This is a genomic window from Ruegeria sp. CDSC054 (genome assembly GCF_059610645.1).
Map to the genome: position 1 here is coordinate 45,134 of NZ_JBXWOA010000001.1, position 15,086 is coordinate 60,219.

The 15,086-nt window shown below is 58.1% G+C and carries 15 protein-coding genes; 10 read left to right on the forward strand and 5 right to left on the reverse strand.

The window, feature by feature from the left end:
• The first annotated feature begins 66 nt into the window (after window positions 1-66).
• From AC2FGC_RS00225 to AC2FGC_RS00240, 4 genes are all read left to right on the forward strand, one after another.
• Window positions 67-1,533: a leucyl aminopeptidase gene (locus AC2FGC_RS00225; RefSeq protein WP_496723139.1), complete on the forward strand. Its 1,467-nt coding sequence runs from the start codon at window positions 67-69 to the stop codon at window positions 1,531-1,533.
• A 4-nt stretch (window positions 1,534-1,537) separates the two neighbouring features.
• On the forward strand, window positions 1,538-1,996 hold the full coding sequence (locus AC2FGC_RS00230; protein WP_282118261.1) for a DNA polymerase III subunit chi: 459 nt from the start codon (window positions 1,538-1,540) through the stop codon (window positions 1,994-1,996).
• Between the two features lie 154 nt (window positions 1,997-2,150).
• Window positions 2,151-3,362, forward strand: coding sequence for an NADH:flavin oxidoreductase/NADH oxidase family protein (locus AC2FGC_RS00235; RefSeq protein ID WP_496781263.1), 1,212 nt, complete (start codon window positions 2,151-2,153; stop codon window positions 3,360-3,362).
• Between the two features lie 271 nt (window positions 3,363-3,633).
• On the forward strand, window positions 3,634-4,680 hold the full coding sequence (locus AC2FGC_RS00240) for an aldo/keto reductase (protein WP_496781264.1): 1,047 nt from the start codon (window positions 3,634-3,636) through the stop codon (window positions 4,678-4,680).
• 70 nt (window positions 4,681-4,750) lie between these two features.
• Here the strand turns inward: AC2FGC_RS00240 and AC2FGC_RS00245 are convergent, their stop codons facing one another.
• Complete coding sequence (locus AC2FGC_RS00245) at window positions 4,751-5,737, reverse strand: GlxA family transcriptional regulator (protein WP_496781265.1); 987 nt, start codon at window positions 5,735-5,737, stop codon at window positions 4,751-4,753.
• 133 nt (window positions 5,738-5,870) lie between these two features.
• Here AC2FGC_RS00245 and bcoG point away from each other — a divergent pair, with 133 nt between their 5' ends.
• The 3 genes from bcoG (at window position 5,871) to AC2FGC_RS00260 (ending at window position 9,243) form a co-directional block, all read left to right on the forward strand.
• Complete coding sequence (bcoG, locus tag AC2FGC_RS00250; protein WP_496764529.1) at window positions 5,871-6,782, forward strand: 3-dehydrocarnitine:acetyl-CoA trimethylamine transferase BcoG; 912 nt, start codon at window positions 5,871-5,873, stop codon at window positions 6,780-6,782.
• A 236-nt stretch (window positions 6,783-7,018) separates the two neighbouring features.
• On the forward strand, window positions 7,019-8,485 hold the full coding sequence (locus AC2FGC_RS00255; RefSeq protein ID WP_496723125.1) for a carnitine 3-dehydrogenase: 1,467 nt from the start codon (window positions 7,019-7,021) through the stop codon (window positions 8,483-8,485).
• Window positions 8,482-9,243 carry an SDR family oxidoreductase gene (locus tag AC2FGC_RS00260; protein ID WP_496705326.1) on the forward strand — a complete coding sequence of 254 codons (762 nt, stop codon included), beginning with the start codon at window positions 8,482-8,484 and terminating at the stop codon, window positions 9,241-9,243. The genes AC2FGC_RS00255 and AC2FGC_RS00260 overlap by 4 nt, the downstream gene beginning before the upstream one ends.
• Here the strand turns inward: AC2FGC_RS00260 and AC2FGC_RS00265 are convergent.
• Together AC2FGC_RS00265 and AC2FGC_RS00270 are read right to left on the reverse strand one after the other, a co-directional pair.
• Window positions 9,240-9,422, reverse strand: a complete 183-nt coding sequence (locus AC2FGC_RS00265; RefSeq protein WP_058271838.1) for a hypothetical protein — start codon at window positions 9,420-9,422, stop codon at window positions 9,240-9,242. The genes AC2FGC_RS00260 and AC2FGC_RS00265 overlap by 4 nt on opposite strands.
• Window positions 9,423-9,516: 94 nt before the next feature.
• Window positions 9,517-10,380 carry a helix-turn-helix domain-containing protein gene (locus AC2FGC_RS00270; protein WP_496705328.1) on the reverse strand — a complete coding sequence of 288 codons (864 nt, stop codon included), beginning with the start codon at window positions 10,378-10,380 and terminating at the stop codon, window positions 9,517-9,519.
• Window positions 10,381-10,486: 106 nt separating this feature from the next.
• Here AC2FGC_RS00270 and AC2FGC_RS00275 point away from each other — a divergent pair, with 106 nt between their 5' ends.
• The 3 genes from AC2FGC_RS00275 to AC2FGC_RS00285 are packed head-to-tail and all read left to right on the forward strand — an operon-like array spanning window position 10,487 to window position 12,491.
• Window positions 10,487-10,690 carry a DUF2061 domain-containing protein gene (locus tag AC2FGC_RS00275; protein WP_058278218.1) on the forward strand — a complete coding sequence of 68 codons (204 nt, stop codon included), beginning with the start codon at window positions 10,487-10,489 and terminating at the stop codon, window positions 10,688-10,690.
• On the forward strand, window positions 10,683-11,567 hold the full coding sequence (locus tag AC2FGC_RS00280) for a fatty acid desaturase (protein WP_496781266.1): 885 nt from the start codon (window positions 10,683-10,685) through the stop codon (window positions 11,565-11,567). Before AC2FGC_RS00275 ends, AC2FGC_RS00280 begins: the two co-directional genes overlap by 8 nt.
• A gap of 21 nt (window positions 11,568-11,588) precedes the next feature.
• Window positions 11,589-12,491: an EamA family transporter gene (locus AC2FGC_RS00285; RefSeq protein WP_496723120.1), complete on the forward strand. Its 903-nt coding sequence runs from the start codon at window positions 11,589-11,591 to the stop codon at window positions 12,489-12,491.
• Here AC2FGC_RS00285 and AC2FGC_RS00290 read toward each other — a convergent pair.
• Window positions 12,488-13,855 (reverse strand): DEAD/DEAH box helicase, encoded by a 1,368-nt coding sequence (locus AC2FGC_RS00290; RefSeq protein ID WP_496723118.1) that lies wholly within the window; start codon window positions 13,853-13,855, stop codon window positions 12,488-12,490. The genes AC2FGC_RS00285 and AC2FGC_RS00290 overlap by 4 nt on opposite strands.
• Before the next feature lie 184 nt (window positions 13,856-14,039).
• Entirely contained in the window at window positions 14,040-14,969 is a 930-nt protein-coding gene (locus tag AC2FGC_RS00295; protein WP_496781267.1) for a glycosyltransferase family 2 protein, read from the reverse strand.
• Window positions 14,970-15,086 lie beyond the last annotated feature (117 nt).

A 15,086-nucleotide genomic window follows, 5' to 3' on the forward strand; every position in this document is an offset into this window, starting at 1 on the left:
ACTGCTATCTGGTCAAGCCGCGCGGCGCGGGCTAGGTCTTGGGGAACTGATTTTGAGGAGTTCGCAATGAGCAGTCTTGTACCGATCCGTTTCCAGGACCCCGACATGGATGCGATGGCGCAGGCCGAAGGGCGCGTGGCCATAATCATCCCGTCCGACGGCAAAATGAACCCCGCCGCCCGTCGCGCCAACCGCCTGACCCGCGGGGCTGTGACACGGCTGGTCGAAAGCGAGCGTTTCGAAAAGGTGAAAACCGGTGACGTGATCTCGATGGCGTGGCCATCCGGCATGGCAGCCGAGGCGCTGGACGTTCTGGTCCTGCCGCGCCGTCCGGAACCGGCCGAGGCCCGCAAGGCCGGTGCTGCGCTGGCCAAGCTGGCGGGCAGCAAGGACCTGCTGGTGATGTCGGGCAATCAGGTCAAAGCCGAGGATCTGGCCATGGGCATCGCGCTGCGCAGCTATGATTTTGATGCGCACAAGACCAAGGATTCGGATGAAGCCGGTTCGGTCATCATAACCCACCAGAAGGCAGATGAGATCGAGGCTGCGTTTGCACCGCTCTACGCGGTCGCCGACGGTGTCCGTATGACACGCGATTTGACCAACGAGCCTGCGAATATCCTGACCACCACCGAATTCGCCGACCGTCTGGACGAGATGAACGCACTGGGGCTTGTGGTCGAAGTGCTGGAAGAGGACAAGCTGGCCGAGTTGGGCATGCGCACGTTGCTGAGTGTCGGGCAGGGCTCTGTCAGCCCGTCAAAGGTTGTGGTTATGCAGTGGAACGGCGGCGACAAAGATGACGCGCCGCTGGCTTTGGTGGGTAAGGGTGTGGTGTTCGACACCGGTGGTATCTCGCTGAAACCTGCGGGTGGCATGGAAGACATGACCATGGACATGGGCGGCGCTGGCGTAGTGGCAGGTACAATGCGCGCGCTGGCCAAACGCAACGCCAAGGCCAACGTTGTCGGCTTGGTCGGATTGGTGGAAAACATGCCTTCAGGCAACGCCACCCGTCCCGGCGATGTGGTCAAATCCATGAAGGGCGACACGGTCGAGATCATCAACACCGATGCCGAGGGCCGTTTGGTTCTGTGCGACGTGATGTGGTACGCGCAAGAGCGGTTCAAGCCTGTGGGCATGGTCGATCTGGCCACCCTGACCGGAGCGGTCATCATCGGACTGGGGCATGAGAATGCAGGTGTTTTCTCGAACAATGACACGTTCTGCAATGCCTTCCTGAAAGCCGCAGGTGCCGAGGATGAAGGCGCATGGCGCATGCCATTGGGCGAAGCCTATGACAAACAGCTGAAATCGCGGATCGCCGACATGAAGAACGTCGGTGGTCGCCCGGCGGGCTCGATCACCGCAGCGCAGTTCCTGCAGCGGTTCGTCAAGGAAGACATGCCGTGGATTCACCTGGATATTGCCGGTGTGGCTTCGGTCTCGTCCGAGACATCCTACGCCCCGAAGGGCGCAACCGGCTGGGGCGTACGCGCGCTGAGCCGTTTCGTTCAGGACAACTTCGAGTAAGCCGATGGGGGCCGTCTATTTCTATCACCTGACCCGCCAACCGCTGGAGCATACCTTGCCGGTGTTGCTGGACAAGGCACGGCAGGCCGGGTGGAAGATTGCCGTGCGGGGCAGCGATCCCGCGCGGATGGACTGGCTGGATGAAAAGCTGTGGCAGGGGCCCGAAGAAGGGTTCCTGCCACATGGCCGCGCAGGCGGTCCGCACGATGCCGCGCAGCCGATCCTGCTGACGACCGAGGCGCAGGCTGCCAATGACCCGTCTTGTGTCATGGCGGTAGATGGCGCGGCGGTCGACCCCGATGAGATCAAGAAACTGGACCGCGTATGTATCCTGTTCGACGGCAATGACGCAGAGGCCGTTCAACACGCGCGCGGGCAGTGGAAGGCTTTGACCGGTGCGGGATGTTCCGCCCAATACTGGTCCGAAGAATCCGGGCGCTGGGAAAAGAAAGCTGAGGCTTAGGGCCCGAGCCGCTTTCCGGAAGGCGTGGTGGTGATTGCGCAAAGATGTGCGATCAGAAATGCCTCAATGACCGGATTGAAGCCCAAATTGACGGATGCCGTACACGGCAAAAATGACAGCTTTCAATTGTTAAGGCCTAAGTTTGAGGAGCCAAATGTCCAACAAACCTCAGTCTCTCTTGCGCCAACCGCTAATTCTGCCCTGCGGCGTAACTCTTAAAAACCGAATTGCTAAATCGGCGATGTCTGACTCGCTTGGTGACGGCAAAGGCAATCCAAGTGATGATCAAATCAAACTTTATGAGCGTTGGGCAACTGGCGGCCTCGCCCTCTCGATCATCGGCGAAGTGCAGGGCACACCTCATTTCGCAGAGAAGCCCGGCAATTTGGTTTTGAACGATCAATCCGATTTCGCATTTCTAAGAAAACTTGCACAGGCAGGGGCAACCAACGACGCTCATTTGTGGCCGCAACTTGGACATGCAGGTGCGATGGCGGATGCTCCGATCAGCTCGCCGAAGGGGCCGAGTAGACTTGAATTGCCCGGTCTGAAATGCGGCGCGCTGTCCTTGGATGAGATCCGCGCGCTGCCGGCCGAATTTGCACGCACGGCAAACCTTGCCAAGCGGCTTGGGTTCGGTGGCGTTGAGTTGCATGCGGCCCATGGATTCTTGCTCAACCAGTTTCTGTCTCCGCTATTCAACAAACGCGAAGATGCCTATGGCGGTTCTTTGCAAAACCGGATGAGACTGCTGCTGGAAGTGATCAGCGCCGTGCGCGATGCCGTTGGCCCGGATTTCCCTGTGGGCATCAAGTTGAACGCGACAGATCAACTTGAAGGCGGCTTTGCTGAAGATGAATCCCTTGAGGTCATTGCGGCATTAGACAAAACAACAATTGATCTGATTGATGTCAGCGGTGGCACATATTTTCCGGGTGCTGCGTCATCATCAGATCGTGCGGGTTCCGGCGCCTATTTTCTTGATTTTGCTGAACGTGCGCGTGCGAAAACGAACATTCCCCTTATGGTGACGGGCGGTTTCAAGACGCTTGCACAGGCCAAAAGCGCCATTGCAGAGGGCAAAGCCGATCTCGTTGGATTGGCCCGCGCATTGGTCGTTGATCCAGAATTGCCATCATTTTGGCTTTCCGATCAACGCGACGAGCCGCAATTCCCGCGTTTCAAAAACCCACCGGAAGGCGGTGTGACTGCATGGTACACGATGCAAGTCACGCGGATTGCCAGAGGTGAGGACGCGCTTGAACCAGATGATCTAGACGAAGCAATAGCGGCATACGAGGCCAGAGATGAGATTCGACGAGAGGTTTGGAACTCTCATTTCAGCGGAATCTCACGAGCAACCTAAAGCCGGCATTGGCGCAGCTGCAGTGACCGGAAGCATTGGTCCGCATGGCGGACCAAAACTTTGAAAGGAAAGCGCATTCGCTGGAATCGGCATGGATACCCGTATCACAGGGGGCAGAAACGCCGTGTGCTGCGTTTGGCTTTATTCCGCTTTCTGCAGAGAGGTTTGAATAAGCCCAACCCCTTGTTGCACCGGAATTGATCGCCTGCACCCTTGCTCTGACGGTTCTCTGCTTTAGGGTGCGCGGCGTTGTGAGCAGAAGGATTTTGAGATGAAAAAGAACCCATTGGGGCGCACTGGTATTGAAGTGACGGATCTGTGCCTTGGCACCATGACGTTTGGGACGCAGACCTCTGAAGCGGATGCACACACCCAGATCGACATGGCGCTGGAGGCTGGGATCAATTTCGTTGACGCGGCTGAGATGTACCCGGTGAACCCGGTCTTGAAAGAGACCGTGGGGCGGACCGAAGAAATCCTGGGCAACTGGAACGCGGTGAACCCCGCGCGGCGGGCGGAGTATATTCTGGCGACCAAACACTCCGGTGCAGGTTTCGCGCATGCCCGCGACGGGGCACCAATTTCTGCGCAAACGATTCCCGAAGCGATCGAGGGGTCTCTCCGTCGATTGCAGACGGATTGCATCGATCTGTATCAGTTTCACTGGCCCAATCGCGGCAGTTACATGTTTCGGCAGAACTGGACCTATGCGCCGTCTGGTCACAACACCAATGACGTACTGGAGAATATGGAGGAGTGCCTTGTCGCTCTGCAACAGCAAGTCGATAAGGGCAATATCCGCGCGTTCGGCCTGTCGAATGAAAGCGCATGGGGCACCGCGCAATGGCTGCGGCTGGCCGAACAGACGGGCGCGCCACGGGTCGCTTCGGTCCAGAATGAGTATTCTCTGCTGTGCCGCCACTTCGACACCGATATGGCCGAGCTAAGCGTGCACGAAGATGTCGGCCTGATGGCGTTTTCTCCGTTGGCGGCAGGGTTTCTGACGGGCAAGTATCAGGGCGGAGCGGTGCCTAAGGGCTCGCGCATGGATCTTGTTCCGACCATGGGTGGGCGTAAGTACGAGCGTGTTTTTGGGGCCGTAGATGCCTATCTGAAGATCGCGCAGCGGCATGGCCTGGATCCGGTACATATGGCGCTGGCATGGTGCCAAACGCGCCCGTTCATGATGTCTGCCATTTTCGGAGCGACCACGGTTGCGCAGTTGGCCCATATTCTGGGGGGCACGGAGGTGGTGTTGGCGGATGATGTCCTGGCGGATATCAGTGCCGCGCATCGCGCGCATCCGATGCCGTTCTAAGGGGGCTCTGCATCCGCTGCGCTTTGCGCGACTCCCCCGGGAAATTTTTAGCCAGATGAAGCGGATCCGGTCAGTGATGTGTGGGCTGGATCCGGTCCTGACGGAGGTCTCTGGCCGACAGGCCGTGCGCGGTGCGGAAAGCACGGGCAAAGCTGGATTGTGAGGCAAAGCCTGTGGCGAGTGCCACGTCCATCAATGGCATATCCGTATCGGTTACCAGACGCCGCGCTTCGGCCAGGCGCAGTTGCAGATAGTGATCCTGTGGCGTTGTGTTCAGGCGCAGACGGAACTGTTGTTGCAGAGTACGAGGGCTGGTGCCCAGAGAGTCGGCAATGACGGCCAACGGTAGCGGGTCCTCGAGCGAAGTCTCCATCAACGAGTTCGCCTTTGCTGTCAGAGCCGTATGACGATGCGGCGCGCCTGTACGGCTTTGTGGCTTGGACGGTTCGGGTGCGCCCTCGTATAGGAACAGGCCGGACACGCGGGCGGCAAAACCTGCGCCGTGGCGCGCGGCGATGATGTGTAGCATCATCTCGACTGCGGGGATCGCGCCGCCTGAAGTCAGCCGGTTGCCGGATACAGTAAATCGGTCAGGGCGAACATCAACTTCGGGGAAGCGGTTCGCGAAATTGTCCAGATCCTCCCAGTGCGTTGTGGCGGAGTGGCCGTTCAGCAGGCCGGCTTCGGCCAGTAGCCAAGGGCCGCCGTCGATGCCAGCCATGGTGGCTCCGGTACCGGCAATGCGGCGCAATCCGGCGAGCAGGCTGGGTGTGGCGTGACGGGCCAGTTGAAATCCCGCGATGACAATCATCAGGTCGCAGCCCTGCAACCGAGCCAACGGTGTGCCTGGAACATTTAGGGCGCTGGTCAGCATCGCCGGTTCCGCCGTGGCAGTCACATAGTCCCAGTCAAATGCCGGGCGGTCCGCCAGACGGTTGGCGGCGCGCATGGGATCAACGGCCGAGGCAAAGCTGAGCGTGTTGCATTCGTCCAGAACCAGCACGGCCGTTTTTAGGGCGCGATGTTCGGGCTGCAATATGTTTTTTGCGGATTTCATCAAGTTCGATTCGCATTCTGGCAAGTTGTTTCCATAAAGCTGCGCCAGAGTCGGGGATGAACGCAAATCGGAATCCGGGGAGAAGCCTGAGGATAACTTAGGTCAAAACCGGGTATAAGTTGGGGAAAACACCATGCCACTGGAAATGAACCGCGAAGTCTTCATCACCTGCGCTGTCACCGGCTCGGGCGGAACACAGGATCGCAGCCCGCATGTGCCGCGTTCGCCCAAGCAGATTGCCGAAAGTGCGATCGCCGCGGCCAAGGCAGGCGCGGCCATCGTGCATTGCCACGTGCGTGATCCGGAAACCGGTGCACCCAGCCGTCGTTTGGATCTGTACCGCGAGGTGACTGATCGCATTCGTGAAGCCGAGGTCGACGTTGTGCTGAACCTCACCGCCGGGATGGGCGGCGACATGATTTTTGGCCCGACTGAATCTCCGCTGCCGCTGAACGAAGATGGCACGGACATGATCGGCGCGGCTGCTCGGGTGGAGCATGTGGCCGAGTGTCTTCCTGAAATCTGTACTCTGGATTGCGGCACCATGAATTTTGCCGAGGCCGACTATGTCATGACCAACACGCCCGGTATGCTGCAGGCGATGGGCCGGATGATGACGCATCTGGGCGTGAAGCCCGAGATCGAAGCCTTTGACACCGGTCACTTGTGGTACGCAAAGCAGCTGGTGAAGGACGGCGTTCTGGACAGCCCGGCACTGGTTCAACTGTGCATGGGCGTGCCATGGGGTGCACCCGATGACCTGAATACCTTCATGGCTATGGTGAACAACGTGCCTGATGACTGGACATTCAGCGCATTTGCGCTGGGACGGAACCAGATGGCATACGCGTCAGCTTCGGTGCTGGCGGGCGGTAATGTGCGCGTTGGGCTTGAAGACAACCTGTGGCTGGATAAGGGCGTTCTGGCCGAAAACTGGCAGTTAGTTGAGCGGGCGAACACCATCGTCTCAAACATGGGTGCGCGGGTGATCGGCGCGCAGGAAGTGCGTGAGAAGTTGGGGCTGGTCAAACGAGCGCCTAAGTGAGTCGTGTTTTGGTTTCAGGTCTCTTTGTGACCGTGGCAGCTTGCTCGACATCTACGATTCAAGAGGCAGATGTCGAGTTTGATGGCGCTCACGCCCTGAACGAGACTTGCGAGAACATTGCAGGTGACTATCGCGCAGACCGAAACGCAAACCCCCAAACTTTGCGTCGGCTATGATGAGAATGGCTGGCCCATAGATGGTGCAGAAATCAAACTGCCAGACAATTGGTGAAACTAATGACAAAAATAGCAGCTATCATCGGTGGTGGTGTCATCGGCGGCGGGTGGGCCGCGCGGTTCTTGCTTAACGGTTGGGATGTCCGTGTGTTCGATCCGGACCCGGAGGCCGAGCGCAAGATTGGTGAGGTGCTCGACAACGCGCGCCGGTCTCTGCCGGGGTTGAGTGATGTGCTTTTGCCGTCTGAGGGGGCGCTTACCTTCCACGACGATCTGACTGACGCCGTGCAAGGTGCCACCTGGATTCAGGAAAGCGTGCCCGAACGGTTGGATCTGAAGCTGAAGGTTTACAAAAGCTTGCAGGATGCCTGCGATCCGGAGGCGATCATCGGGTCGTCAACCAGCGGGTTCAAACCGTCCGAGCTGCAGGAAGGAGCGCTGCGCCCAGAACAGATTGTTGTGACGCACCCGTTCAACCCGGTGTATCTGCTGCCGCTGATCGAATTGGTGCCGACCGACAAGAACCCGCCCGAAATGGTCGACCGCGCGAAGGACCTGTTGAAATCGGTGGGCTTCTTCCCTCTGCATGTCAAAAAAGAGATCGACGCGCATATTGCTGACCGGTTCCTCGAAGCCGTCTGGCGCGAGGCGCTGTGGCTGGTCAAAGACGGTATCGCGACAACCGAAGAAATCGACGAAGCAATTCGCATGGGCTTTGGCATTCGCTGGGCACAGATGGGTCTGTTCGAAACCTATCGTGTAGCCGGTGGTGAGGCGGGGATGAGGCACTTCATGGCGCAGTTCGGCCCGGCGTTGCAATGGCCTTGGACCAAGCTGATGGATGTGCCCGAATTCACTGATGAGCTGGTCGACATGATCGCGGATCAGTCTGACGCGCAATCGGGCATGCACTCGATCCGCGAACTAGAGCGCATCCGCGACAATAACCTCGTTGGTATGATGCGGGCGCTCAAGGCGCAGAACTATGGGGCCGGTGCTGTTCTGAACCAGCATGACGTGGCGCTGAAACCGGGTGCTTTGCCGACGATGGATCAGGCCGATCTAAGCCAGCCAATTCTGACCTTGTCGCGCGCGGTGCCGTTGGACTGGACCGATTATAACGGTCACATGAACGAGGCGCGTTACCTTGAGGCCTTCGCCGCGGCGACCGACCGGTTCATGGAGATCATGGGGTGTGATGCGGATTACATCGCCTCGGGCGGCAGCTATTTCACGGCCGAAAACCACATCCGCTATATCGACGAAGTCCACGCGGGTGCAAAGATCGAAGTGCGCACGCAGATGCTGTTGGGGCAGGGTAAGAAGCTGCACGTGTTCCATTCCATGTACGAAGGCGACAAGCTGTTGGCGACGGGCGAAAGCTTCCTGCTGCATGTCAGTCTGGAAACCCGCCGCCCGAGCGCACCTTCGGCCGAGATTGAAGCTGCCATGGCTCGGATCGCCGAAGCTCAGGCCGGATTGCCCTATCCGGAAGGTGCGGGTGCTGCGATCCGGAAACCAGCATGAGTGGGCGCGTTCTGATCACGGCCGGCGCGTCAGGCGTTGGCCGCGCCATGGCCGAGGCCTTTGATACAGCCGGTGCGCAGGTTTGGGTGGCTGACGTCAACCCGAAGGCCCTGTCTGATTGCCCGGCCCATTGGCAGCGGTCCGAGGCGAACGTCGCGGATGAGGATGCCATGGCCACCTTGTTCAATGACATCGAGGCGGAATGGGGTGGTTTGGATACCCTGTGCGCAAACGCAGGAATCGCGGGACCAACCGCTTTGGTTGAAGACGTTGCATTGGACGATTGGCGCATGTGTCTTTCGGTGAACCTGGAAGGGGCCTTTTTGTGCGCCAAATACGCGTCTCCGATCCTGAAACGGCAAGGCAACGGCGCGGTGGTCATAACGTCTTCGACTGCGGGACAATACGGCTATCCCAATCGCGCGCCCTATGCTGCGGCGAAATGGGGGATGATCGGGCTAGCCAAAACGCTGGCGATGGAGCTGGGCGCACACGGAGTGCGGTGCAATGTCATTTGCCCTGGCTCGGTTGAGGGTCCGCGGATGGAAGGCGTCCTGCAGCGCGAGGCCGATGCCAAGGGCATGACACGTGATCAGGTCTATGAGGGTTATGCCTCAGGCACTTCAATGGGTCGCTTCGTCGAAGGGCACGACATCGCCAATATGGCCGTGTTCCTTGCATCGGATGCGGCGCGGCTGGTGTCGGGGCAGGTGATTGCCGTCGATGGGCACACCGTCAACCCCGACCCGAAAATCTAACCCTGATTGGGTCCGCGAATCTGGCGGATGCTCTGGCGAACCGCCTGCCAGTCGCGGGCTTGCTGCATGTTCCCGGCGTCTTTGCATTCGCGCATCTTCTGCGCGGCTTCCGCCTCGGCCTGATCTCCGTGGGCGGAATAAAGCGCCCGTGCGTATTGAGCGGTTTTTAGTGCGTCCATTCTTATGGTCCTCCGTCTGTGATCGGATCGCTCGAAAGTTCGCGCCAAGTGACGATATCACACCTTGGTCGCTTACGCATCTATGGGACTGCGATCAGGTAGATATTGTTGATCGCAGCTGCCTGAGGTGTTCGGGGAAATCCCGTGCCGTCACATCCGCTTCGCGCACCAACGTATCAAAATGACGGGAAAAAACTTCGATCCTGTCGCGGTCCCGAAAGGCCATATAGTGGCTGCCCGCGTAGAACACACACAGCAGCGGACCAAAAATCGTGACGGGCGCAGAGTAGAGGCGTTTGGCATCAAACAGATAGATGCGCATGCGGGGATAAAGCTGGTCGCTCAGCTTTAACAGGTGGTCGATCTGTTCCATCCTGATTTTCGGGCACAGGCCTTCGTAGTATCCGGTCGCGCGGGCAAAACTGTCGATCTCATACAGTGGCATGGCGATTTCATAATCTGATTGCGCGCTGCGCATCCACGTCAGCCGGTCTTCTGATGCGCCGATGGCCTGGTCCGCTGTTCGCCCCAGATGCGGGGCGTATTCCCACTCTAGCACAGCGCGGGTTTTCAGCATGTCGGGCAGGGTGGCAGGTACATAGCGAACCTTGTAGCCAGCCGCCTCTTTGTGCCATTCAAAAATGCGCTCATCGACCAGCGCGCGGGGCGCCTTGGTCATACTCAGAGAAAGCGCCAGTAGCTCTGCAGCGCTTTCTGGCCGATCCGATAAGCTCAGCAGCCAGTCAGCCGAAACACCAAGCGCTGTGGCGCAGCTGCCAACGACATGCGCGTTCGGCAGGCGCGCACCTTCGCCAGTCAAAAGTTGGGATACGGTCGATCGGTCGACACCGATATCCCGGGCAAGCGCGCTTTGGCTGATGTCACGTTCTTCCATCGCGCGGGCAAGGCGTTGGCGAAACTGCGCAGCGCGATCTCGTTTGTCTAATTTATCCGTCATATGATGATTTTTATCATAAGTGATGAGTTTTGTTAATCATATTCAGAATTTTCAACTCGGCCACGATCCGTAATTCTTAAAACATAACAATAATATGGGTGACGGAATGGAAACGCGACGAAGATCGGTCGTGAAGGCTGTGGTGTGGAATGCGATGGGCCTGGTCATGATGACGCTGGTGGGCCTTATCGCGACAGGCTCTGCCGCAGTTGGTGGAACTCTGGCGATTGTGAACACGGGCATCGGCCTGACGATGTACGTGATCTATGAGCGTGTCTGGGCAGGCATCACATGGGGCCGAAATGTCTGAGCGGCCAGGTCCCGAGTGGGGCACCTTTGCCCTTATAGTTGCATGCTATGCAGCTTGGCTTGCTGTGATCTTCATGTTCCCGGTTTGGCTGGCCATTCCCGCAATGGGGTTGGTCGCGGCGCTGCACTCATCGCTGACCCATGAGGCGCTGCATGGACATCCTTTTCGCACCCGTTGGCTGAACGAGGCATTGCTGGCGCTGCCGTTGACTTTGTTCATCCCATATAACCGGTTCCGCGATCTGCATCTGGCGCATCACAGGGATTCGACCCTGACTGATCCGTATGACGACCCCGAATCGAACTACCTGGACCCCAAGGTTTGGAATACGCTCAAAGGCTGGCAGAAGCGGTTACTGATGGCGAACAATACGTTGCTTGGTCGTATGGTGCTGGGCCCGGCGATTGGTCAATTCACCTTCATTCGGGATGAGCTGCGCGGCGCTAAACGCGGAGACAAAGACATATTACTGGCCTGGGGGCTGCACCTAATCGGCGCCGCTGTGGTTTTGTGGATAGTCGCGCAATCGCCAATGCCGCTGTGGGCCTTTGTTCTGTCAGCGAACGTTGGGTTGGGTTTGGTCAAGATCCGGACGTTTCTTGAACACAGGGCGCATGAAGACTCAGGTGCGCGTACCGTCATTGTCGAAGATCGCGGATTACTAGCTTTCTTGTTTTTAAACAACAATCTGCACGTCGTACATCACATGAATCCCGGTGCGCCGTGGTACCGATTGCCCGCTCTGTATCGGGCTGGAAGAGATCGGTATCAGTCAACGAACGAGGCCTATGTTTATCGGTCCTACGGCCAGATTTTTCGCTCGTACCTTTGGCGCGCGAAGGATCCGGTGGCGCATCCGCTCTGGCCAAAGGGTTGATTTGACGACACAAGGGAATTCATGAGTTTGTGGATTCCCGTCACCATCGCCGCCGCGGCATTTCAGACCGTGCGGTTCATGCTGCAAAAATCGCTGAGCACCGTGAAGCTTACGGCTGCCGGTGCGACATTTGCCCGATTTGCCTATTCCATGCCTTTGGCCGTTCTCGGGTTGGTCGTGGCAATGAAGGTAACCGGTTACAGCCTGCCAGTCCTGACCGGAAGATTCTGGCTGTTTGCTGTGATCGGTGGGACAACGCAGATATTGGCGACCATTTGTGTGGTGTCGCTTTTCAAACAGCGTAATTTCGCCGTAGGCATTACATTCAAGAAGACCGAGGTTATCCAGACTGCCATCGTCGGATTTCTTGTCTTGGGTGATCAGGTGTCCTCGGGCGCATTGTTTGCAATAATTCTGGGACTGGTGGCCGTCCTGCTACTGTCGAAAAATCCAGGCGGGGAAGGGGTTTGGTGGGCACATCTCACCAACCGGGCATCGCGCCTTGGGTTGGGTTCTGGCGTTCTGTTCGCCTTCTCATCCGTCAGTTATCGCGGAGCGTCTTTGGAGTTGGGAGACATTGACGCGTGGTATCGGGCACTGATCACACTGGCAGTGGTCGTGTCGTACCAATTCCTGAGCATGGGATTGTGGTTGTTGTGGCGCGATCGGGCTGAGTTACGCGCGGTTTGGGACACACGTCGAACCGGCGTCTTTGTCGGCCTCACCAGCCTGTGCGGTTCGTTCTGCTGGTTTTTTGCATTCACGCTGCAAAACGCGGCCTATGTCAAAGCACTGGGCCAGGTTGAACTGATCTTCAGCCTATTCGCCTCGATCTTGTTTTTCCGCGAAAAAATCACCCGGCGCGAAATCGCCGGGATGACCTTGCTTGGTGCCTCGATACTGGCACTGGTACTTACGATTTAGCCTGCGCGGCGCTCGTCAAAGCTGAGGGCGATGAAGCTGGGCATGTGATCGCCCATGCCGACAACAGCAGGGCCTTTGTCGTCTCTGCGGCCACGGCCCTTGGGTTCTTTGTCCTTCTTCCGGTCGCTCTTCCTGCTTTCGCTTTTCTTGGCGTCAGTCGGTTTGGCTTTCCGCTCAGGCTTTGGCGCTTCTTCTTTGGCTTTGGGCTCTTCAGCCTGAACCGGGGTGTCGATCCTGGGAATTTCTTTTTGGATCAGCTTTTCAATTGCGGCCAGGGCTTTTTCATCTCGCCCTGAACAGATTGTAATTGCTTTGCCATCGCGTCCGGCGCGACCTGTACGGCCAATGCGGTGAACGTAATCTTCCGGGTGTCCGGGAACGTCGAAATTGAACACATGGCTCACCGACGGCACATCAAGACCGCGCGCGGCCACGTCTGAGGCGACCAGCAGGCGCAAGGAGCCGTCGCGGAAACCATCAAGAGTTTTCATCCGCTGCGACTGGTCCAGATCACCGTGGATCGCGGCGGCGTCATAGCCATATTTCTTCAGCGATTTCGCGCAGATATCCACATCCGTCTTGCGGTTGCAGAAGATGATCGCGTTGGTGCACTTGTCACCTTCTGCATCAATCAACGACCGCAGAACCTTGCGCTTGGCGCTGGCTTCGCGATCGCGGCGACCGCCCTTTAACATCACGACGCCCTGTTCGATGGTCTCGGACGCGGTGGCCTGACGGGCGACCTCGACGCGGGTGGGCGCGGACAGGAACGTGTCGGTGATACGTTCAATCTCGGGTGCCATAGTGGCCGAGAAGAACAGGGTTTGGCGCGTGAACGGCGTCAGCGAAAAGATGCGTTCGATATCGGGGATGAATCCCATGTCGAGCATTCTGTCTGCTTCATCTACAACCATGATCTGAACGCCGGTCAACAACAGCTTGCCGCGTTCGAAATGGTCCAGCAGGCGACCCGGTGTGGCGATCAGAACGTCCACGCCCCGGTCGATCAACGCGTCCTGCTCTTTAAAGCTGACGCCGCCAATCAACAGCGCTTTGGTCAGTTTCAAATGTTTGGCGTACGTGTCGAAATTCTCGGCCACCTGCGCGGCCAGTTCCCGGGTCGGGCACAGCACCAGCGAGCGCGGCATCCGTGCACGGGCGCGCCCACGGGCCAGCAAGGTGATCATTGGCAGCGTAAAGCTGGCCGTCTTGCCGGTACCGGTCTGAGCAATGCCCAGAACATCCCGACCTTCAAGGGCAGCGGGAATCGCGCCTTCCTGAATTGGCGTGGGCGTTTCGTATCCGGCTTCCTCAATGGCTTTGAGGACCTTCGGGTTCAGGTTCAGTTCGTTGAATTTTGTCATGTATGTCCGGTTCATGCGGACACTAGACCTGGCCCGCGCGTCAATGGAATGCCGGGCCCGGATGGCCATGCGCTGTCAGGCGCATTTCGGCTTTGCGCGGACATAACAAAATCATGAGGCAGGGTCAAATGAAGAGGTTTTAATCTGGCGTTGCTAGCGCCCACTGCTGGTTTTCCGCAACAATTCAGCAGCTTCCGGGAAAGTGTTTCGCAACTTTCGCGTCCAGATCCAGCGGTCTGTGCCGGATCAACCCATATTCTTCGAGACGAGCGCGTACGCCGGGATCGGCACCGCTAATTTCGTCATAGAACGCGCGCAAGCCGTCCTGGCCCTGTTCTGTCTCGATCCAGTTGAACAACTCATTCTTGTTCAGACCGCCCAGTTCGCGCGGAACGTTCGGGGACATGCCGGGTTGATAGGACCCACGCGCCATCCGGAACTGATAGTGCGCGGCCCAGTGGTCCCAGTCAGGGGCGTGGCGATGACACAGCGCTAACCCCGGAATTTCGAATTTGCAGGGCAGAAGTTTTTTGTTTTGAAACAGGTTGTGGATGCGAAAGTTCAGCTTTTCCATGCCTGTGCGGACGAACAGCTTACCCTGAACGTGGCTGAGGAACCCGCCGAGTACAAAGCTGCCATAGTTGGGATAGATGGACTGTACCATAGCTGAGCGGTCCGGGCCGCTGGGAATATGCGCCTTGAACAGATCCTCGCCGCCTGCCATTGCCTCCATTGGCCGGACACGGACGGCTGGGATGTCGGCGGGGACGGATTGCAACTGCTCCCGAATGCGTTTTGAAGACCACAGAAACTCGTCCACGTCGATATGGGCCAGCCAGTCCAGATCGGTGTTGCGATAGGCGAATGTGGCATGCAGCGTCTGACGAACCTGATGGCGTTCCGGTCGGTCGCGTTTGCGTTTCTCCCAAAAGGCATCGTCGCAGATTCGCGCTCTGATTTTCGGGTGTTTCCTGAGGGCCCGGTGCGCCTCACGGTTGGGTTCGTCCAGGTAGATGTACAGATAATCCGCACCTAGATCGAGGTGATGGGCCGCGAACCTGAGTATGTCGCGGGTCGATCCGCGAACCATTGAGACGATACCCCAGGTCGTCATGCCCAGACCTGTTGTGCGACGCCATATTCACGCGCAATGCAGGAATCAGGATCGGGCGATTCCACGCTGAATTCAAAAAGTTTTTTCTGGGTGCCGAACCCGTGTAGTGCGCCTGTG